This window comes from Vibrio sp. THAF190c, assembly GCF_009363355.1.
Classification (GTDB): Bacteria; Pseudomonadota; Gammaproteobacteria; order Enterobacterales; family Vibrionaceae; genus Vibrio; species Vibrio fortis_A.
In genome coordinates this window covers 505,313-525,666 of record NZ_CP045339.1, presented here as the reverse complement: position 1 = coordinate 525,666, position 20,354 = coordinate 505,313, and the positions used below count along the sequence as shown (strand labels likewise).

At 45.6% G+C, this 20,354-nt stretch carries 16 protein-coding genes; 5 read left to right on the top strand and 11 right to left on the bottom strand.

What is annotated here, in order from left to right:
• Positions 1–62: 62 nt before the first annotated feature.
• Together malQ and glgB are read left to right on the top strand one after the other, a co-directional pair.
• On the top strand, positions 63–2,243 hold the full coding sequence (malQ, locus tag FIV04_RS17365; RefSeq protein ID WP_150896783.1) for a 4-alpha-glucanotransferase: 2,181 nt from the start codon (positions 63–65) through the stop codon (positions 2,241–2,243).
• Positions 2,244–2,418: 175 nt separating this feature from the next.
• The gene (gene glgB / locus FIV04_RS17360) at positions 2,419–4,599 is read left to right on the top strand and encodes a 1,4-alpha-glucan branching protein GlgB (protein WP_152469891.1); all 2,181 of its coding nucleotides are present in this window, start codon (positions 2,419–2,421) and stop codon (positions 4,597–4,599) included.
• Between the two features lie 108 nt (positions 4,600–4,707).
• On the opposite strand, the gene FIV04_RS17355 is transcribed toward glgB, so the two are convergent.
• From FIV04_RS17355 to FIV04_RS17330, 6 genes are all read right to left on the bottom strand, one after another.
• Positions 4,708–5,178, bottom strand: coding sequence for a TetR family transcriptional regulator (locus FIV04_RS17355; protein WP_152469890.1), 471 nt, complete (start codon positions 5,176–5,178; stop codon positions 4,708–4,710).
• A 179-nt stretch (positions 5,179–5,357) separates the two neighbouring features.
• Positions 5,358–6,197 carry an energy-coupling factor transporter transmembrane protein EcfT gene (locus FIV04_RS17350; protein WP_152469889.1) on the bottom strand — a complete coding sequence of 280 codons (840 nt, stop codon included), beginning with the start codon at positions 6,195–6,197 and terminating at the stop codon, positions 5,358–5,360.
• Positions 6,194–7,888, bottom strand: a complete 1,695-nt coding sequence (locus tag FIV04_RS17345) for an ABC transporter ATP-binding protein (RefSeq protein ID WP_152469888.1) — start codon at positions 7,886–7,888, stop codon at positions 6,194–6,196. Before FIV04_RS17345 ends, FIV04_RS17350 begins: the two co-directional genes overlap by 4 nt.
• A 7-nt stretch (positions 7,889–7,895) precedes the next feature.
• On the bottom strand, positions 7,896–8,444 hold the full coding sequence (locus FIV04_RS17340) for an ECF-type riboflavin transporter substrate-binding protein (protein ID WP_032550524.1): 549 nt from the start codon (positions 8,442–8,444) through the stop codon (positions 7,896–7,898).
• A gap of 287 nt (positions 8,445–8,731) precedes the next feature.
• Complete coding sequence (locus FIV04_RS17335) at positions 8,732–9,862, bottom strand: HlyD family secretion protein (protein ID WP_152469887.1); 1,131 nt, start codon at positions 9,860–9,862, stop codon at positions 8,732–8,734.
• Positions 9,862–10,260, bottom strand: coding sequence for a DUF3302 domain-containing protein (locus tag FIV04_RS17330; RefSeq protein ID WP_152469886.1), 399 nt, complete (start codon positions 10,258–10,260; stop codon positions 9,862–9,864). Before FIV04_RS17330 ends, FIV04_RS17335 begins: the two co-directional genes overlap by 1 nt.
• A 202-nt stretch (positions 10,261–10,462) precedes the next feature.
• Between FIV04_RS17330 and FIV04_RS17325 the strand changes: the two genes are divergently transcribed.
• A complete protein-coding gene (locus tag FIV04_RS17325; protein ID WP_152469885.1) occupies positions 10,463–11,350 on the top strand; it encodes a DMT family transporter in 888 nt (295 codons plus the stop codon).
• 80 nt (positions 11,351–11,430) lie between these two features.
• Here the strand turns inward: FIV04_RS17325 and FIV04_RS17320 are convergent, their stop codons facing one another.
• The 4 genes from FIV04_RS17320 to deoD all read right to left on the bottom strand — a co-directional run bounded on the left by FIV04_RS17320 (position 11,431) and on the right by deoD (position 16,932).
• Positions 11,431–13,011 carry a GGDEF domain-containing protein gene (locus FIV04_RS17320; protein WP_152469884.1) on the bottom strand — a complete coding sequence of 527 codons (1,581 nt, stop codon included), beginning with the start codon at positions 13,009–13,011 and terminating at the stop codon, positions 11,431–11,433.
• The gene (locus FIV04_RS17315) at positions 12,992–14,479 is read right to left on the bottom strand and encodes a hypothetical protein (protein WP_152469883.1); all 1,488 of its coding nucleotides are present in this window, start codon (positions 14,477–14,479) and stop codon (positions 12,992–12,994) included. The genes FIV04_RS17320 and FIV04_RS17315 overlap by 20 nt, the downstream gene beginning before the upstream one ends.
• Positions 14,480–14,670: 191 nt before the next feature.
• Positions 14,671–16,140, bottom strand: coding sequence for a lactate dehydrogenase (locus FIV04_RS17310; RefSeq protein WP_152469882.1), 1,470 nt, complete (start codon positions 16,138–16,140; stop codon positions 14,671–14,673).
• A gap of 81 nt (positions 16,141–16,221) precedes the next feature.
• Complete coding sequence (gene deoD, locus FIV04_RS17305; protein WP_032550517.1) at positions 16,222–16,932, bottom strand: purine-nucleoside phosphorylase; 711 nt, start codon at positions 16,930–16,932, stop codon at positions 16,222–16,224.
• Between the two features lie 342 nt (positions 16,933–17,274).
• Between deoD and FIV04_RS17300 the strand changes: the two genes are divergently transcribed.
• Positions 17,275–18,243 carry a L,D-transpeptidase family protein gene (locus FIV04_RS17300; RefSeq protein ID WP_152469881.1) on the top strand — a complete coding sequence of 323 codons (969 nt, stop codon included), beginning with the start codon at positions 17,275–17,277 and terminating at the stop codon, positions 18,241–18,243.
• A gap of 121 nt (positions 18,244–18,364) precedes the next feature.
• Here FIV04_RS17300 and FIV04_RS17295 read toward each other — a convergent pair whose 3' ends face one another.
• A complete protein-coding gene (locus tag FIV04_RS17295) occupies positions 18,365–18,631 on the bottom strand; it encodes an Lpp/OprI family alanine-zipper lipoprotein (protein ID WP_152469880.1) in 267 nt (88 codons plus the stop codon).
• A 363-nt stretch (positions 18,632–18,994) separates the two neighbouring features.
• Between FIV04_RS17295 and FIV04_RS17290 the strand changes: the two genes are divergently transcribed.
• Positions 18,995–20,326 carry a DEAD/DEAH box helicase gene (locus tag FIV04_RS17290; protein ID WP_152469879.1) on the top strand — a complete coding sequence of 444 codons (1,332 nt, stop codon included), beginning with the start codon at positions 18,995–18,997 and terminating at the stop codon, positions 20,324–20,326.
• Positions 20,327–20,354: the final 28 nt, after the last annotated feature.

The window sequence follows — 20,354 nt, the reverse complement described above, 5'->3', positions numbered from 1 at the left end:
AAATAAACTTAGACAAATAACCCTACAAAATTGAAAGCGTTAGCGCGTTTTCGGAGAGAGCGATGAAAGAACAAAGCGTATTAAAACAAGTCGCAGAAATGGCAAACCTTGCCGACAGTTACGTAAGTGCGTGGGGCGATGAAGCACAAGTATCTGACGAAACATTAACTCGTCTATTGGCTTCATTGGGCTACGACACAAGCAGCGACGACGCTCTGCTTAAGTCTGCAGAGAAAAAACACAAGAAAGATGTATTAGACCCAGTTCTTGTCTTGCGCGATGGTGAGCCTGTAGAGGTTGCACTAAATCTAGGTGTGAGTGCTCGTGAAAGTGAGTTCAGCTGGCGTTTAGAAACGGAGCAAGGAGAGGTACTTGAAGGCTATCTTCAATCTCAAGTTGTACGAGACGAACGTGCAGAGGGTGGCCCTTTAGTGTTTGCATTGCCAAACGATTTGGCATGGGGTTATCACAAACTTGTGGTTAGCCGTAAGCGCCGTAAAAAGCCTTACGAAATGACACTGATCATTACGCCAAAAGCGTGTTTCAAACAGAACCCAATTGAGCAGGGTAAGAAGCTTTGGGGTCCAAGTGTTCAGCTTTACACACTTCGCACTCAACACAACTGGGGTATCGGCGATTTCGGTGACCTTAAACAGTTGGTGGCTGACATCGCTTCGCGTGGTGGTGATTTCGTGGGTCTTAACCCAATTCACTCTCTGTTCCCAGCAAACCCAGAAGGCGCAAGCCCATACAGCCCATCTTCACGCCGTTGGTTGAACATCCTATATATCGATGTGAGCTCAGTGCCTGAGTTTGCGTTGAGCGCAGAAGCGCAACAAACAGTAGGCAGCGCAGAATTCCAACAGCGTCTGCAGAAAGCTCGCGACGCACACTGGGTGAACTACACAGAAGTGTCTGAGCTGAAGATGAGCATTCTTCCGCTGCTATTCACTGAATTCAAACATCGTCACCTAGACAAAAACAGCGACCGTGCTCAAGCATTCCTAGCGTTCGTTGAAGAGGGCGGTGATAGCCTAATGCATCAAGCAGCGTTCGATGCATTGCATGCGGAGCTGCATGCCGAAGATTCAAACATGTGGGGCTGGCCTGTATTCCCAGAGAAATACCGTACATTTGAAAGCCCAGCAACTCAAAAATACATCAAAGAGAACATTGAGAAAGTACACCTATACATGTACCTACAATGGCTAGCGGATTGTCAGATCAACGATGCACAGTCTTTGGCTGAAGAGAAGGGTATGGCTGTAGGCCTTTACCGTGACCTTGCTGTGGGTGTTGCTGATTCTGGTAGTGAAACTTGGGCAGATGAAGGAAACCTAGTAATGGATGCGAGCATTGGTGCTCCACCAGATATTCTAGGCCCTCTAGGTCAAAACTGGGGTCTTCCACCGCTAAACCCAGAAGTACTTCAGGCGACGGGTTACGATGCTTACATCAAGCTACTACGCGCAAACATGAAGCACTGTGGTGCGCTACGTATCGACCACGTACTGGGCCTACTACGTTTGTGGTGGATTCCAAAAGGTGAAGATGCAACACAGGGTGCTTACATCTACTACCCTGTTCAAGACATGCTGGCGATCTTAGCGCTTGAATCACACCGCTACCAATGTTCTGTAATTGGTGAAGACTTGGGTACTGTGCCTGATGAAATCGTCGATATCCTAGCGGATGCTGGCGTTCACTCATACAAGGTATTCTTCTTCGAAACATCTGAGGAAGACGGTGGCTTCATTTCACCAAAACACTACGCATCACAATCAATGGCGGCGCTGTGTACGCACGATATGCCGACGCTACGTGGCTTCTGGCACTGTGATGACCTGAAGATGGGTCAAGAGATTGGCCTGTACCCAAATCAAGAGCAGCTGAATGGTCTGTTTGATGACCGTCTTGAGTGTAAGCAGGGCATTCTAGATTCTGTTGCATGGCATGGTTTCCTACCGGATGGTGTAGGTCGTGATGCGAGCCAAGTGCCAATGGACTCTTACCTGGCTGAAGCGCTACAACTTCACGTTGCAGCAGGTTCTTCAACGCTTCTAAGTGTTCAATTGGAAGACTGGCTAGAAATGGATCAGCCTGTAAACATTCCAGGTACGGTAGACGAATACCCGAACTGGCGTCGTAAGCTATCGATGAACCTTGATGAAATTTTTGCTCACGATGGTGTTAACCGTATTGCTTCTCGTCTGACCGAAGTTCGTGAAAAAGCGGGTAACTAATATGCTTGAGTGGCCCGATAATACTGAGATTTTTGCTTGTTGCATAAGAAACTATAATCTTGGTCACTCAAACGTTTCCGTACGTCAGGTACAATAGATCGTCGTTATATTGCCCGCATCCATAGCGGGCATTTTTATTTTATATTTTTTGGATGTTTGGTTAGGGAGAAAGGTTTTGGAAATGAGTTCAATTTCAAAGCAAGAACAAATATATACCCAACTATCACAGGCTTCGTTTGCTGACCCATTCTCATGTTTAGGTCCGTATCTTCCTTCTGATGAAGGTGCATTGCGCGTATGGATCCCGGGCGCAGACAAAGTTGAGTTGATTGTTGGCGACGAACCTCGTGTTGAATTAGTGCGCGAAGGCGACAGTGGTTTTGTCCTAAAGCAAGAGCGCGATTTGCGTTTTACGCACTACAAACTGGCTGTTGATTGGGCTGGTGTAGAACAAATCTTAGACGACCCATATCAATACCATGAGCTGTATGCGAGTTACGAAGCACTACATACACCAAAAGATATGTACCATCATATGGGCGCTCAGTTTATTACGTTAGAGCGTGGTGGAGACACAATCTCTGGTACTCGATTCTTAGTTTACGCACCACATGCGTCAGCGGTGAGCTTGGTGGGTAACTTCAACTCTTGGGATGGCCGTCGTCACCCAATGCAGCGTCTTGATTATGGCATTTGGGGTCTATTCATCCCTGAGTTAGAAGAGGGCGCGCAATACAAATTCGAATTGAAAGGTCCAAATGGCGAAGGTCTACCGCACAAAGCGGACCCTTGGGGCTTCTATTCTGAGCAGTACCCATCGTTCTCTTCTGTTACTTATGATCACGCTCGTTACCAGTGGCAAGACAGCCAGTGGCAGAGCCGTCCAGTAACGGAAAAGCGCAAAGAAGCATTGTCTTTCTACGAGCTGCATGCGGGTTCTTGGAAGCGTGACGCTAATGGTGACTTCTTAAACTACCGTGATCTTGCAAAAGAACTGATTCCATACCTAACGGATCTTGGTTACACCCACGTTGAATTGATGCCTGTCTCAGAGCACCCGTTCTACGGGTCATGGGGTTATCAACCCGTTGGTCTATTTGCACCAACGAGCCGTTTTGGCTCACCAGACGATTTCAAATACTTTGTTGACCAGTGTCACCAAGCTGGTCTTGGTGTGGTACTTGACTGGGTTCCAGCACACTTCCCAAGTGATGATCATGGCTTAGCTAACTTCGATGGCACGCCTCTGTTCCACGATCCAGATCCACGTCGCGGTTGGCATCAGGATTGGAACTCGTACATCTACGACCTAGGTCGTGAGCATGTTCGTCGTTTCCTAGTTTCTAATGCTTTGTATTGGTTTGAGCAATTCCACATTGATGGTATCCGTGTGGATGCTGTGGCTTCGATGCTTTACCTTGATTACTCGCGCAGCCATGACCAATGGGTGCCGAATGTCGACGGTGGCAATGAAAACTACGACGCCATCGCAACATTGAAGTGGATGAACGAAGAAGTCTACAAACACTTCCCGAATGCAATGACCATCGCGGAAGAATCAACGGCATTCCCAGGTGTATCAGCACCGACATTCATGGGTGGTTTGGGCTTTGGCTTTAAGTGGAACATGGGTTGGATGCACGATAGCTTGTCTTACATCCAAGAAGACCCTATCAACCGTAAGTATCACCACGACACGATTACGTTCCCACTCGTTTACGCGCATAGTGAAAACTACGTATTGTCTCTGTCGCATGATGAAGTGGTTTACGGTAAGGGCTCTATCCACAATAAGATGCCAGGTGATGAGTGGCAGCAAACGGCTAACCTGCGTGCTTACATGGGTTACATGTATGCGCAGCCGGGTAAGAAGCTTAACTTCATGGGAGCAGAGTTCGGCCAAACAGCAGAATGGAACCACGATGACCAACTGCAATGGTTCTTACTTGACTACGAACGTCATCAAGGTGTTCAAAAGCTGACGAAAGATCTCAACCATCTTTACCGTAATGAAGCTGCGATGCATGACTTAGATTTCGACCCACAAGGCTTTGAGTGGCGTCTTCAAGACTCTGCAGAGGCGAGTATCTTGGCTCATGAGCGTATCAGTGAATCAGGTGAACGCGTGTTGGTGGTATCGAACTTTACACCGGTACCGCACGAGCACTTCCGTCTGGGTGTTCCGGCGCAAGGTCAGTACAGCCTATTACTCAATACTGATGATGCTAAATACAACGGCAGTGGTTTTGAAGTAAAAGAGGTGGCTGAAATCGAAGCAGTGCAAAGCGAAGGCTTGGACACGTCGATTGAACTGAAACTTCCACCACTGGCGACAGTCTTCTACAAGCTGAACTAGTGTTAAAGATTTCTAAGTAAGATTGAAAGCAAAATGGGAGCCTCAGGGCTCCCATTTTTTATGTCTGCTAATCGTCATTAATATATTCTTGTTAACTAGGCAGTGCCTTTAGCTCGGCCTAAAGTTAGTCATTCTAAGAAGCGAGCGACCAATAACAGTTTCAATAACTTGTCTTGCATTACTACCAAAGCTTTCGATAGCTTTTTCACGAAAAACACCATCAGCTTGCAAATCAAACCCCTCTGGTTGTTCTGCTTGTGATGCATGGAAGAAGATCAGTTTCATGACGCTCTGAAATTGTGGCTCATCCAGAGCTTTATCCCAAGATTCATAGAAGGTGTTCTCATTCGTGAAATCTAAAGGCTTCATGATAATTGGTAATATATGCCCATGTAGAGCCGCTCTAATCGCGCGAGTTGATGGAAAGTAACCTTGCAGTGTTGTTAAGCTCACGCCAATCTCTTTCGCGATACGTGCATATGTGAGCGACTCATGACCTTCCGCCAAGAATAGGTCTAGAACGACTTGGTTGTACTTTTTTTGGTTTTCTATTTTCTGTTGCTGGGTAATACGAGCCATGTGGTATTGGGATGCTGTTCTGGATTTAGAGTATGGTAATCCGATAACTTAAATATCGCAATTATGAAACAAATAATTCATATTAATTTTTATAAAAAAATAAGTTTCAAAAATAACAATAAGAAAGCCGCTTGGTTAAAGCGGCTTTTCATAACTTAGTATTTTAGGGTGAGACCTAATTAGAAGGGATACCAAAATAGCTCTGGTTCTAATACCCGCTTGGTAATCGCTAGAGCGACAATCAGTACTATAACAACCAGAGCGATGTAATCTGCCCTCTTAAGCGGTGCTGTACTGTACCAAGTACGTGACTTATGACGTCCGAAGCCACGTAGTGTCATCGCGTTCGAAATCTCATCAGCGCGGTCTAAACTCGAAAAGATGAGTGGACCCAGTATCTTAGCAACATTCTTAATGCGAGCCACGAGCGGCGCTTTCTTTGACAACTCAACACCACGTGCTTGTTGGGCATGCATGATGTTGATGAAGTCCTTTTTAACCTCTGGTAGGTAACGCAGTGTCAGGCTAACGGCATAAGCGATCTTATAAGGTACGCCAATGCGGTTAAGGCTTGCTGCAAACTCTGTTGGGTGCGTTGTAAACACAAAGATTAATGCAATTGGGAACATGCTCATGTACTTCAGAGTCACTGTAATGAGATAAAACAGTGTCTCTTGGCTCAAAGAGTAGTTACCCGGCAGCGTCAGTAGAATGTGCTCGCTTCCAATCAGTTCAGTACCTTGTTGAGGGGCAAGCAAATACATAAACAACGCATTCAAACTCAGAACACTAAATGTACCAATCAGCAGTGGCTTATAAACACTGACCGGTACTCTTGTCATTTTGAGCAGCAATAGACCTGTTGTGATTAGCAATACGATCAAGCGCAAGTCAAAGGTTGTCAGTACGACCGTCACCCAAGCGAGAAACAGTGCGAACTTAGTGATACCGTTCAATGCGTGCAGTGGAGATTGAGTATCGATATAGTTGATACCAAACTTTATCTTAGAGGCATTCATATTGCGCTTCTCTCGTAGTCGATGAAGTACTGCATAAATGCGTTGGTATCTTCGATTTTCATCATTGTCGCAAGTTCGTAAATACTGGTGGTACACAAGTTGGCACGGTCTAACAGCGAAGGTTGGCTGAAGACTTCAGTCATCGGTGCGTTGGCAATAAGTTTGCTGTCAGCAATCACAATAGAGCGTGTGGTGTACTCAAGCACCAGATGCATGTCATGAGAGATGATCACCACCGTAATACCCAATTCTCTGTTTAGCTTTTGAATAAACGCCAACATAGATGTGTAGTTTCGATAGTCTTGACCGGCTGTTGGCTCATCGAGAATCAATAATTCTGGCTCAAGAACAAGAATAGCTGCAATGGTGACACGCTTCTTTTGTCCGTAGCTTAGAGCTTCAATTGGCCAGTGACGGAACTTGCTCAAGCCGCAAAGCTCTAGTACTGATTCAACCTTCTGTTTAATGCTCTCTTCATCAATACCACGATTACGTAGGCCAAATGCCACTTCATCGAAAATCATATGGTGTGAAATCATATGATTTGGGTTTTGCATAACAACGCCGACTTTCTGGCTACGCTCAAAAATAGAGAGTGTGCTTAGGTCCTCACCGTTAAGGTAAGCAGAACCCGAATCAGCCTCAATCACGCCCATGATCAACTTAGTGATGGTCGATTTACCAGAACCGTTTTTGCCTAAGATCGAAACAAACTCACCTTTGCCAATTTTAAAGCTGACATCTTCAAGCGCGTTTTTTTCACCATCATAGGAGTAGGTAAGACCGTGTACTTCAAGTAGCGGTGTGTATTGCTTTTCAGCTTGTGCTGGTGGACGTTGGTTAAACCAACCTTGAACTGTTGGCCTAAACGCTTTGTAATCTAGAGACTTTAAGTTCGAGAGGGTGTCTTTTGCTGAAAGTGGTACCTGTGCAGCTTTTAGCGCTGATAGGTACAGAGGCTCACGGATCCCGTGCTTTTCGAGAAGTCCTGACGCAAGTAGCTCATCAGGCGTCGAGTCGGAAATGATCTCACCTTGGTCCATCAGAATCACACGGTCGACATGGCGATGCAGCACATCCTCAAGACGATGCTCGATAATAATGACGGTTTTGTTGGTTTCTCGATGCAGTTGATCGATGATCTCGATAGTCGCTTTGCCCGTCTTTGGGTCTAAGCTCGCTAACGGCTCATCAAAGAGTAGTGTATCTACTTCGTCAACAAGAATGCCTGCCAGTGAAACACGCTGTTTTTGGCCGCCAGAGAGGTCGTGAGGCGAACGCTCAAGCATGTCTGCTAGGTCGACTATCTTTGCGGTCGATTTCACTAACGGGTACATGTCGATGTTTGACATCAGTTGGTTTTCTAGTGCAAAGGCAATATCTTCACCGATGCTAAGGCCAACAAACTGGCTGTCAGTGTCTTGAAGAACGGTGCCGACTTGTTCGGTAAAGTCATGCATAGAGAAGCTAGCACAGTCTTTGCCAGACATCTCCAGTTTACCGGTCACTTCGCCTTTTGTAGCGTGAGGGATTAAGCCATTTAAACATTGACCAAGGGTAGACTTGCCGCTACCACTTGGTCCAATAATGACGATTTTCTCTCCTTTCTCTATCCTTAGATTGATATTTTTTAGCGTCGGTTTATCCAGCGACTCATATCTAAAAGAGAAGTTCGAAAATGCAATAGTCATTAAACGCTTATGCCTCTGTTAGGTTACGGCTTTGCTTATTGCGTTTTGCAACAGATTTCAAAATTAGGAAGCCAACCACAGCGATCAGTACTGTGTTGCCTGCTGCAATGATAGAAAGTTGCGTGAAGACTTTAGTGAACGGTTCTGCGTAAAGAATTGTGTCTAAGAATGCTGAGCAGCCGTAACCTACCACGTTACCTGCTAACGCTAAGATGACGAAAAGAGCAAAATCTTTCATTGGTAGCTCACCTTGAGCAAGGCGGTTTTTCGTCATTACTGGGAATAGGCCAATAACCATACCAACGATACCTGAACCCAGTACCCAAGTTAACCAAACGCCCCAACCAGCGAAAAGGTCGGTAACCCAGTGGCCGATGAAGCCGACAAGGAAGCCTACAATTGGGCCGAATAGAACAGAGAACAGCGCAAGCACTGCCATTGCTGGCTTAAGAGTGGTGTTGGCAAAGACAGGTACACCAAACATAGGTAGACCACCAATGCCGTATAGGGCAGCGCCGATGGCAATGACGACGACAGTTTTCGCTGAAAAGTTCATAGATAACCTCAAATGAAAAATTTGCTTTATAAAGAGCGTTTATTCGCCATTGAATTATAAGAAGTCTTAAAGACGATTTTTTAGGCAAATATAAAAAATAAGGCGAGCATTATACAGTAGAAATACGCCACAAGGAAAGATAAGTGTCTGGATGTCTAAATAACTTTAAGGGCTTGGTTAAAGGGTGATGGAAATGCGGAGTTTTTGGCCGCTAACAATCAAAAAAAGCCAGACAGTGTCTGGCTTTTGGTGTTGTCGTTAGCACTCGATTGAGCGTGTTTAAAGCGTTAGTGATCTAAGTAGAGGTAGTTTTGCCAGCTTTTCATACGAATCAGAACCTTACGCATAACAGATACGTGGGTGAAGCTATCAGAATAAACCGCAACTTCGACCGCTGTTCCCATTGGAAGGTGATATTCCGATAGATCGTCGGTAATCGTTAGCTTCGCAAATACGCGACCACTGGTTTTGAGTGCTTCAGTACCCAGGAGTGCACCACGAGCTTGGAATTGGCTTTCACCAATCGCTGGAAGTACCTCTTCAATGCGCCCTTTGAATACCTTGCCCGGAAGCGCACGGAATAGGAATTCTGCTTCAAAGCCTGGCTGTAGACGCTGTAGCGAGTTCTGACGGAATGCCGCAGTATAGAACTGCTCTTCAGTGTGAACAAAAGTCATGACTGGTGCGAGTGGCAGTGGAACCGCCATAACACCAGGTCGCAGTGCCAATTGAGTCACGTAGCCGTCTGTTGGAGCACGAACTACCGTTTGGTCAAGATCGAATTGCGCTTTACGTAAGTCAGCCAATAAGCCCGCTACTGCCGTGTTCTCACCACCGATTTCAGAGTTAAGGGCAATCTGTGCTTGCTCTTGGCTTGCTTCAGCCACTTTAAGCGCTGCTTCTGCCGCTTTGTATGCTTGGCGACGAGTATCCAGTTGTTGCTCGGTGAAGGCACCGCTATTAAAGCCTCGTTGGTATCGAGAGAATTCACGTTGCGCCTTGTCACGTTCAGCAATCGCTTTGATTTTCGCAGCTTCCGCTTCAGCAACCTGAGACTCAAGACCTAGCGCCCCTTGGCTTGCCTCTTTTACTTTCGCTTCTAATTTCGCCACTTCTGCTTCAAATGGGATAGGGTCGATTTTAAATAGGATGTCGCCTTGTTTCAGGGGCTTGTTTGGTTCAACCGGTACCTCAATTACCTTACCTCTGACACCAGAAACGATCGGCGTGGTTGAGTAAACTTGGTTCCCTATTTGAGTAAATGGATGGTTATAGTTCATCAACAAAATAAGGGTGCCAATAATCACCACGCCACCTAATACAGCGGTTGGGACTGTCCACTTGTTGAGAGGGATATTGAACACTTTGAAAATGGTGATACAAAGCGCCGCATAGGTCATTATCAGTAGTAAATCCATTACTTAACCTCCTGATCTTTTGACTTTTCTTGGCTTGTAGCGTCTGGTGATGGTTGTGTTGCCACCGCTTGTTTGAGTGCTGCTACTTCTTGTTGCAGAGCGGTGACTTGGTCGATGAGCGTATCAACACGGTGATGAGTATCGTGCTGTTCTTCTTCTAGTTTGGCGAAGCCCCAGCCACGGTCTGTACGCCATAGCGTTGCCCAAATCCAAAGGAATGGCCAAATGGCATGAAGTGTAAACAGGCTAACCCAGCCGGAAACATGAATGGCATCTTGATGAGGGTGGTTACGTTCTTTAGCGATTTCATATGGGATGTCATGAATCACGATGATTCCGTAAAAAATGACTAGTGCAACAAAAATTAATAAGCCGAGTGCAAAATAGTCTAAAAACATAACAGATCCTTGTAATGTTATTTATGAGTTATCAATATAGTACGCTATCGTACAAGTAATTGTTATAAAAATGATTTGTTTGCATATGATTTTTAGAACGGACACCGATAAACAATAGATTGATACTATTAGAGCCTTTGTTAGTGTGCACTTACTACTCTAAAGCTAAGGAGAGCGATAAGGTGAGAAAGCAGGTGAGCCAATGAGTTATGTAGGTGAAGTAGCGGCGATTGGAGCCGCTATTGTGTGGGCTGGGGCTACGTGGATCTACAGTCAGTTTAGCCATCGTTTCTCTGCGATGCAGTTGAATATCGTCAAAGGGGTTGTAGCCTCGGCGATGATGATGCTTGTTATCCCTTTGATGCCGATGCCCGAGCTCCAATTAGAGTCGACCCATATCTTGGTGTTAGCGGTATCAGGAATCATAGGTATCGCGATAGGTGATAGCGCTTATTTTGCATCATTGAAAAGAATAGGGGCGAACAAGACGTTATTGCTTGAATCGCTCGCGCCGCCTTTATCTGGCGTGTTGGCTTTAATGCTGCTCGGTGCCGCACTCTCCCTGCAGAGTTGGCTAGGGGTGATTATTACCACAATGGCGGTCACATTTGTCGTGTTTCAGCCTAGTCAGCAAGAAGAAAGTGTTGATTGGAGTGGCGTCGGTTACGGTTTGTTGGCCAGTGTTTGTCAGGCATCCGGAGTGGTTATTTCGCACTATGCATTGGTCGCCGGTGATATCCCGCCTTTACTTGGTGCTTTGATCCGCTTAGCGGTTGGTGTTTTTGCAGTGATCCTAATGATTCGATTCTTCGAACCTAAGCCATTTTCTAGCATGGCTAGACACTTAAAACAGATGGGCAAAAACGACAAAGCGTGGCTATTGGGGGCGATTTTTGTCGGGACCTTCCTCGCACTCTGGCTTCAACAAGTGGCGCTTAAGCATGCCAATCCCGCGATTGCACAAACACTAATTGCGACTAGCCCAGTGTTTATTCTGGGTATTTATGCCTTCAAAGGGGAGTCAATATCCAAGCAGAGTTTGATAGGGACGTTGTGCGCCGTAGGCGGTATTTCTCTGTTTTTCCTTTGAGATACTGGATACAAAAATAGAGAGGCGATGACCTCTCTATTTTTATCGTTGTTATTTACCAAGCCTTCTATCAGATAAGGTTACTCGGTACAGACTTGGTTTCGTCCATTCGCTTTAGCTCGGTAGAGCGCCTTATCAGCACGGTAGAAGGTACGTTGCGTGTTCTCACCATCACGATGTAGCGTAATGCCAACACTGACGGTTAGTCCTCTTTCACCTAATATTTCATGCCAACCATATTGGAATATGCGTTCTCGATAATTCTCCGCGTGCATAGCGGCTTGTGCTTGAGTGGCATTTTCCAAAATAACCAAGAACTCTTCACCACCAAAACGCACACAAGAAGCGCCGCGGAATTTAAAGTAACCCGCTAGCTCTTGCGCCACACTAACGATCGCTTTATCACCGACTAGGTGGCTTAGCTCGTCATTGATCGATTTGAAGTGGTCAATATCGACGACCAGCAGTGCAAACGGTGTATTGTGGATGAGAAGGTCTTTGAGTTTCACATCCAGCCAGCGACGGTTATGTAAACCTGTCAGTGGATCGGTAAATACGTCTTGTTGCAGCTGAGCTACCGCATTTTTGTGTTGTTCCGTGGTCTCTTTAAGCTCTTTGTTCTCTTGCTCAGATAAGATGAGTTTCAGTTGCAATTCGAAACGAGATAGCCGACGCAGTTGGCTTGCCCCAAGCTCACTGATTGGGATCTGTTTCATCAAGTCGGTTTCAATGCGATAACCTTTCTTCTCGTGCTCTAACGCTTCTTTATAGCGCCCTTGATGCATGCACACTTCACTCATGGAGTCGTAGAAGCGCTTAGCCAACACCGGCGATGAGTAGCTTTTTACTCTCTTGCTGGTGCTCTCGAGAATCATACTCGCGTAATCTTGCTTGTTGATGATAGTTAAGCAATGTGCGAGCTCTAAACGAATCATAGTGGCTAACCAACTCGCTTGTGTGTTGGTTGCTGTATGCTGAACAGATGAGATGCAGCGTAAGGCTTCGTGATATTTTTTCTGAGCGCGGTAAACTTTGGCTTGGTAGAGCGAAATCTGTGCGGTCAGTAGTTTATTACTCACCAAAATACTCAGCTCTTCACACTCACGAAGCAGATCACTGGCTGCGGTGATTCGGTTGAGATGAAGGAAGCTAGCGACCATGTGAAGCTTGAACTTCAAACGCAGTAGACGACTACTGATGGCATGATCGATACTGCTGATTTTTTGGTAATAGCGCAGCGCTCGGTTGTGATCGCCATAAGCATCACACAGGTTACCCATGCCCAAGATGGCCATTACGTACTCGTCAATATGCCCGTGTTCAACGGCAATCGTCGATGAGCTGATAAACTCATTGAGTGCGGCAGTGTAATCCCCTTTTTCCACCAAGCGACTGCTAAGACTGGTTTTGACGGTTAGTATGTCTTCAACATCGCTGGGCAAGGTTAGAAGATCGAGCGCGGCGCGCAGCTCATCGATACTGATTTGATTCTGTTGCAACTCAGCACGATATTCAGAACTAATAATGTAGCAGTGTGCCTGCTCTTGTTGTGTAGTCGCGATGTGCTGGCGAATGTGATCCCAGAAAATGATCGCTTCTTCGCCAGAAACTGAAGAAGGGTCTAAACCTGCGTCCGTGATCTTATTTAATAACGTTTCCATCAGTCTCTTTCTCAGCTTCGTCTTCTTCTAGTTGTTCTAATGTGAACGGGAAGGTCAAGATGTCATGAAGTGTCACGACGGGCGGAGCGCCTTTAAGTCCCTTTCTATGCCAAGGGTAGATGTTGAGCATGGTGGTGAGTTTGTCGAAGATAGCTTGCGCTGCGTTGCCTTTCTCTGCCAGCATGAGCGCAACGCGTTCACCGCTCAAACGTGAGATGAAATCTTCTTGGTTACAGAAGGTGTGAGCGAGTTCAGTACACACTTCGAGATAGTTGGGGTCGTCGTGCTGGAACATAATGATGCTGTGATTTGAGCGCTTGAGCTCGGTTTTAAATAGCACCAACTGCTCCCACCAAAACGTTTCTGATACCACGTGAGAGAATTGCTTCTCTGGGTCATACTCGTACTGACCGCGAATTCGGTTAATCAATTTACGGGCGCGTTGTTCGAGTTGGCGTTTTGAGCTGCGAGCTTTATCTAATCCGACACGTGTCGTCTGCTCACGAAGCATGTTGGTCGAATATTGACGGTATTTTTTAAAGGCGATCAGTGCCGCTTCGTAATCTTGATTCTCTTCAGCAACCAGAGATTGTTGGTAGCAAATTTGGCTTAGCAACTCACCGTTATCAAACTCGTTTGCTGATTGCTCCGCATAGGTAAGTAGTTCAGATGCTTGGTGTGGGCGCTTTCTTAATAACTCTAAGCGAGCACGGCTAATGAAGGAGTGCGCTTTCATCCACACCAGGTTGTGTTCAACAGCCAGCTTGTGCGCTTTGGCGGTCGCTTGTTCAGCATCATCAAGACGTTCAAGCCCAAGCAGTGCCAATCCTCTAAAGTCCCAAACCTCTGCATGCCACGTGTTATCTGGGTGGTCTTTTAGCGCTTCTTCTGCACCATCAAGCACCGAGAGCATCTCAACGTAGTTATTGAGCAGGTAGTAGTCCCACGCGAGTAGGATCCGTGCTTTGCCTTCCAGCCACCCAATTCGGCTATTATTTGCCACCTTTACGGCAAGCTGGTGGGTAGAGCGAGCGAGTTTGTACTCATGGGTGATGCGCCAGATGTTACCAAGCCCAATTAGACATTCGATTTGAATTTCAAGTTCGTCGACCAACGCAGACTGTTCGAGCGCGTTAATCCAGTATTGTTGAGCGGAGTAGTATTTAGCTTGGCCCCAGAACTGAAGCGCATGAAGGTGGAGAATTTCAGGAAGAAAGAGATCAGTATCGAGTCGACTTTGGCGTTTATAGGCCTCTTTGATGTACTTTAAGCCTTTGCGATAATCCATAAGATTCCAGCAACAGCGAGACATCAACATCAATGACTGAATCGCTCCCTCTTCAAACAGAACCTGTTCTGCTCTCACCAAGCATTGCTCAGCTACCTCGAAGACGACGGCGGGTTCTGAGTCTATACGCTTTTTGAGTTGCTCAAGCTCTGTTTCAATTAGATACTGGTTTTTGTCCAAGGCATAAGTCCATTAATTATCGAACATACTGATAACACCATCATTATAAGTGTGTGATTTAGGATAAGCACTAATTATCTAACGAAGAGGTGATACCAAGTAATGATCTTTTTGATTAATGAGTGCTACCTCATGTTATTACTTGGTATTCAACCACTTCTAGCATATTCAGCTAGATGACTATCTTTTCGTTACGACAGCAGTTGCTTCAAGGTGAGAGGTTGTTCAGCAACACCCAAGCGCTGTGCTGCGGTCAGCCCCTCTTTATCTTGATAGCACAAATTATGCCAAGCTCTAAAGATATCGAGCAGAGGAAGGATGCCACCAGGACGCAGTTTACGTCTTGGTTCGTTAATAAAGCCATCAAACAGGACCTGGAATCGCTGTTGATAGAACTTGGTCTGTTTTAGGGATGCGTGCTCGAACCAATGTTCTGGTTGAGTGTTGTTACCAGCTAAGTAACAGATACCTTTTTGCTTGTCACCTTGATTAGCTATCGCCCAACGGTCTCGCCACCAACTCATGTGCACAATATCGATTTTCTCAAACCCTAGACTGTCATCCCACAAGGCATCTTCTTCAACATACATCAGATCGACGTTGTTGTTTTGGATCCTTGGTAGGCAGACACTCAATGCCGCTGAACGCAATAGCGGATCTTGAGGCAAGTAGATAGACACCGGTTTGCTCTCGTCACACATGTCTAACACATGTAAGAAATGAGCATAGGAGGTATAAGGCGGACGAACCAAAGCCCCTTTAGATGGGTAGCTAAAAGAGGTGAGGTTACCCATCGGATCTTCGACATTGCCGCGAGCAAGAATCACTTGGTATTGCTGCTCAATGCGCTTTTTAAGATCATCAGACGTGGTTGGTAGCTCTAAGTTAGCCTCAGAAGAGTGCTCTTTTGAGACGAATCGAGCGACAGAGTCGTAAGGGTTATGATCAACATTGCCAATGGGCTCTTCATTTTGCGAGTAGTTGACGTGTTGGCAAAGGATGTAGCCTGAGTGAGCTTCACCAGTGGCGATCCACACAACGCCATTGTTACTGTGTGGTTGTAGTCGTTGGTAATCGGAAGCAAATTGGTAATCCTTCGCGTGATTCACCCAACGTGCATCGATCATCGCTAGTTTGCGACGACAGCGGCTCGCAATATGATCCACATGATCGTAGAAGGTTTTTGGGTTGATCTCTAACTTGCGGCAGATTTCACGTACGGAATAACCCATGAACAAGAGGCCCATGAGGTTTTCTTGGAATTGCAGTTTTTTATTAGAGCCTGACCATTTATCAACAAACGTCGATTGGCAATCTTTACAGCGATAGCGTTGTCGATCTCCGCTGTAGCCAAAAGCATGGTATAGGTGTTTGTGAGTGTGGACAGAAAGCCCAAAGTTATCGCAATCATCATTGCGACAAGCAGGAAGGCCGTCACTATGGAGGTGACGAAGCCGATGAAGTTCATTCAAAACTTCATGGTTGTTAAGTAAGGGGGGGAAAGCTCCACATTCACGACAAACCATCGCTGGACGCTTTGGGTTTGCATGTTGCAAAACATAACGTTTTGCATCGCTCAAGCCAAAGTTGTCACACGCCAATGTTTTACAAAAGTTGAGTTGTAAACCGTCCGCGTCTTTTGGCAGCTCGTCGTTGGACACGATCGCCCCCTCGGGATTATTTGGGCAGCCAAGCGAACTTGGCTGCGGGGTATTGCTTTTCAAAGTATCGTTAATCAATGATTAGATGTTGATAGCTGTCTCTAGAGCTACTTTCATCATGTCGTTGAACGATTTTTGACGCTCTTCTGAGCTTAGTTTTTCACCACGGATGATGTGATCAGAAACTGTTAGGATTGTTAGTGCTTTCGCGCCTAGGTCTGCAGCAACGCCGTAGATACCTGCCGCTTCCATGTCTACACCTAGGATGCCCAGTTTTTCCATCTTCTCGAAGATGTCTGCTTCAGGTGTGTAGAATAGGTCTGCAGAGAATACGTTACCTACTTTCACTGGTACTTCTTGAGCGCGCGCTTGGTTTACAGCTTCTTCTAGAAGACCGAAATCAGCGATTGCTGCGAAGTCGTGGTCGTTAAAACGAATGCGGTTAACTTTAGAGTCAGTTGATGCACCCATACCGATAACAACGTCCATTAGTTTAACGTCGTCACGTACTGCGCCACAGCTACCAACACGGATAACATTTTTTACACCGTACTCAGCAATAAGTTCGTGTACGTAGATGCAGCATGAAGGGATACCCATACCGTGGCCCATTACAGAAACTTTCTTACCTTTGTAAGTGCCTGTGTAGCCGAACATGTTACGAACATCACAAACTTGCTTCACGTCATCAAGGAATGTTTCAGCGATGTATTTTGCGCGAAGTGGGTCACCCGGCATCAGTACAGTTTCAGCGAAATCACCAGCTTGTGCGTTAATATGAGGTGTAGCCATTGTCGTTCTCCAAATTTATAGCGGTAATTATAGGAACAGAATTTTTAATTACCGTTTCTGTTGAATTGAATTCGTTTCGTTGAGGCAATATTAGCGAGTTAAAACGGTGTTCCTTGAGAAGCAGGTCACAAAAAGAGGCGTTTCCAACAATTGTTTGATCATTAATAACTAAAAATGTTGAAACCGTAAAGGCAATCGATTTTGCCAAGCAGATATCTGTTGATTTGAGGAAGGAAGCCGCGAATGTGGCGTGATTCGTGTGCGAAACGCCGATAATGAGCATTGTCGAGACAAGGATTCAACATTAATCTAAAATGATAATAATAAAAAACAGGGTTGTTTATGTCGTACCTCTTAAGCTCAACGCTTCTTAACGTAGTAAAAAAACGAATAATTGAAACACGCATTGCCGTTGCTTCGCTGCTGGCTACTAGTCTTTATTCCGCCTTTAGTGTCGGGGCAACCTTTGAGTTACCACCGAGTGATAGTCGTGTTGTTGGCCGAATACAGCACCATGAAGTCGTTGCTGGAGAAACGTTAGCTCTGATCGCTAAGCAGTATGATATTGGCTTTTTGTCTCTAATGGCTGCAAATAAAGGGGTCGACCCATTCTTGCCGGCTGAAGGCTATGTGTTAAGTATTCCTAGTCGGTTTATCCTTCCTGATACTCCACGCCAAGGTGTTGTCATCAATCTAGCCGAGTTGAGGCTTTATTACTTTGAACCGGAGAGGAATCTTGTTCATGTGTTTCCTGTGGGGATAGGTCGAGTAGGGCGAGATACACCAGAGATGGTAACGACGATTAGCCAAAAGCGACCGAATCCTACATGGACGCCACCGAAATCCATTCGTGAAGAGTACTTGAGCAAAGGTATTGAGCTTCCGCCAGTCGTACCAGCAGGCCCAGAGAACCCACTAGGGGAATATGCGTTGAGGTTGGCTTACGGTGCAGGAGACTATCTTATCCATGGAACCAATAAAGACTTTGGTATTGGACTACGTGTCAGTTCCGGTTGCATTCGAATGGAGCCGAAAGACATTGAATGGTTGTTCGAGAAAGTGAATAAGGGCGAGAAGGTCACGATAATCAATGAACCGATCAAAGTGGCATTGGAGCCCGATCGTAGCGTATTTGTTGAAGCGCATGAGCCCTTAACACGTAGCGATGGTTCGAAAAAGCCATTAACGATTCCTATCGAGTTGAAGTGGTGGCTGGATGAAGCTGACGTATCTAACTCGAAAGCTAAATCCGTGATTTTTGCTCAGAACGGTGTGCCTGTAGAGATAGCACCGCCTACTCAGCAGTGGTAGGCATAAGTCTTTAATTCTTCCTGCAATTCAGCTCTCTCAATCAGCTTTGTAAACCATATTTGGTCGAAAACAAAAGCGCCACTGCAAAAACAGTGGCGCATGAACCCTTTTAGTAAATAGATTACTTAGTGTAAGAGCTTGCGATATTGTCGATACGCTCGTTAGCACGCATCGCTTCTTCTTTCGCTGCCATCGCCGCGTCATTTGCTTCTTGAGCTTTCATCTCTGCTTCGGCTTTTTCACTCTTAAGTGCTTCAACTTCACTGGTTAGTTGAGCAACTTGATTAGATAGCTGTTCCACATCCGACATTGCCGCCTCTTCAGGACCAGAAGAACAACCTGACAATACAAATACAGAGGCTGCAGCTGCGATTAACACCTTATTCATAAGAACTCCTTGCTTATTAATCATCATTAGATGCGCTATACATTCTTAATCATATAGTCGCTTCAACATTGATTGTAGCGACTAATTACTTAAGCGCAAAAGCGATCCTAGGAAAAATTGCCAAATTATTGAGGTAATTAGCAAGGTGTCACACGGATTCTCAAAAATGAGAATGCCATGACCTTCTTCTTTGTCAGGGCCATATCTTTTTGATGCTTAACACGAATTTACCGTATCCGTGATAGAACACTCACTAAGAATCCCGGATAAATTTTCTGTGATCTCTATCCTTATAACGGGGTTTCGCGGTATCATGTCATGTTAAAATAATTTTGTTCAATACCATCAAGACTGGAGAGTCCTTTGCACTTTAAAGATTTAGGCTTAGATAACCGCTTACTGAAGAACTTAAAACATTATGACTTTAAGAAAGCGACAGAGATCCAACAGAAAGCGATCCCTGTTGCTATTGCCGGTAAGGATCTATTGGCTTCATCAAAAACGGGATCAGGTAAAACATTGGCATTTGTACTGCCGATGATTCACAAAGCATTAAAAACAAAAGCGTTTTCTGCTCGTGATCCACGTGGTGTAATCTTGGCTCCGACACGTGAGTTAGCAAAACAAGTGTATGGCGAACTTCGTAGCATGCTTGGTGGGTTGTCTTACGATGCAGCGTTAATTCTTGGTGGTGAAAACTTTAACGATCAAGTGAAAGCACTCCGCAAATACCCACGTTTTATTGTGGCAACACCAGGTCGTCTTGCTGACCACCTAGAGCATCGTTCATTGTTCTTAGATGGTGTTGAGACACTGATTTTAGATGAAGCAGACCGTATGCTTGACTTGGGTTTTGCTCCAGAGCTTCGCCGTATTGCTAACGCAGCTAAGCATCGTCGTCGTCAAACGCTGATGTTCTCTGCAACGCTGGATCACGCGGAGGTAAATGGCATTGCTAACGAAATGCTAGATGCCCCGAAACGTATCGCAATCGGTGTTTCAAATGAAGAGCACCTAGATATCACTCAGAAGTTCTACCTATGTGATCATCTTGATCATAAAGAAGCGATTCTTGATCGTGTTTTGGAAGAAGCAGAATACCGTCAGGTGATGATCTTCACGGCAACACGTGCTGATACTGATCGTCTTACAGAAAAGCTGAACGAGAAGAAGTTAAAAGCAGTAGCGTTGAGCGGTAACCTTAACCAAACACAACGTAACGCGATCATGAGTCAGTTTGAGCGTGCAGTGTACAAGATCTTGGTTACGACAGACGTTGCATCTCGTGGTATTGATATCCCGAACGTGAGTCACGTGATTAACTTTGATATGCCTAAGCACACTGAAGAGTACGTTCACCGTGTTGGTCGTACCGGCCGTGCTGGTAATAAAGGTGATGCAATCTCTTTGGTTGGTCCAAAAGACTGGGACAGCTTTAAGCGTGTAGAGCTTTACCTACAACAAGATCTTACTTTCTCAGTACTTGAAGGCCTGAAAGGTAAGTTCAAGGGTATCAAACCTCGTAAGCCAGCTTTCAAGAAAGGCGGTCCTGCGAAGAAGGCTAATAAGCCACAAGTGAAGAAAGCGCCGAAGAAACCTGTTAAGCGCGATAAGAGCTTCCACCAAAATGTGGCAGTGGGTGATTCAGTCTTTATCCCTAAAAAGAAAGTCGCACCTAAAGTCGACGACGAATAAATAAGAAAACCGCCGTTAATGGCGGTTT

Bases quoted from the DNA above. Each gene is read 5' to 3' on its own strand.
- malQ (WP_150896783.1), top strand. From the start codon at position 63: ATGAAAGAACAAAGCGTATTAAAACAAGTCGCAGAAATGGCAAACCTT.
- FIV04_RS17355 (WP_152469890.1), bottom strand. From the start codon at position 5,178: ATGGCTCGTATTACCCAGCAACAGAAAATAGAAAACCAAAAAAAGTAC.
- FIV04_RS17350 (WP_152469889.1), bottom strand. From the start codon at position 6,197: ATGAATGCCTCTAAGATAAAGTTTGGTATCAACTATATCGATACTCAA.
- FIV04_RS17345 (WP_152469888.1), bottom strand. From the start codon at position 7,888: ATGACTATTGCATTTTCGAACTTCTCTTTTAGATATGAGTCGCTGGAT.
- FIV04_RS17340 (WP_032550524.1), bottom strand. From the start codon at position 8,444: ATGAACTTTTCAGCGAAAACTGTCGTCGTCATTGCCATCGGCGCTGCC.
- FIV04_RS17335 (WP_152469887.1), bottom strand. From the start codon at position 9,862: ATGGATTTACTACTGATAATGACCTATGCGGCGCTTTGTATCACCATT.
- FIV04_RS17330 (WP_152469886.1), bottom strand. From the start codon at position 10,260: ATGTTTTTAGACTATTTTGCACTCGGCTTATTAATTTTTGTTGCACTA.
- FIV04_RS17325 (WP_152469885.1), top strand. From the start codon at position 10,463: ATGAGTTATGTAGGTGAAGTAGCGGCGATTGGAGCCGCTATTGTGTGG.
- FIV04_RS17320 (WP_152469884.1), bottom strand. From the start codon at position 13,011: ATGGAAACGTTATTAAATAAGATCACGGACGCAGGTTTAGACCCTTCT.
- deoD (WP_032550517.1), bottom strand. From the start codon at position 16,932: ATGGCTACACCTCATATTAACGCACAAGCTGGTGATTTCGCTGAAACT.
- FIV04_RS17300 (WP_152469881.1), top strand. From the start codon at position 17,275: ATGTCGTACCTCTTAAGCTCAACGCTTCTTAACGTAGTAAAAAAACGA.
- FIV04_RS17295 (WP_152469880.1), bottom strand. From the start codon at position 18,631: ATGAATAAGGTGTTAATCGCAGCTGCAGCCTCTGTATTTGTATTGTCA.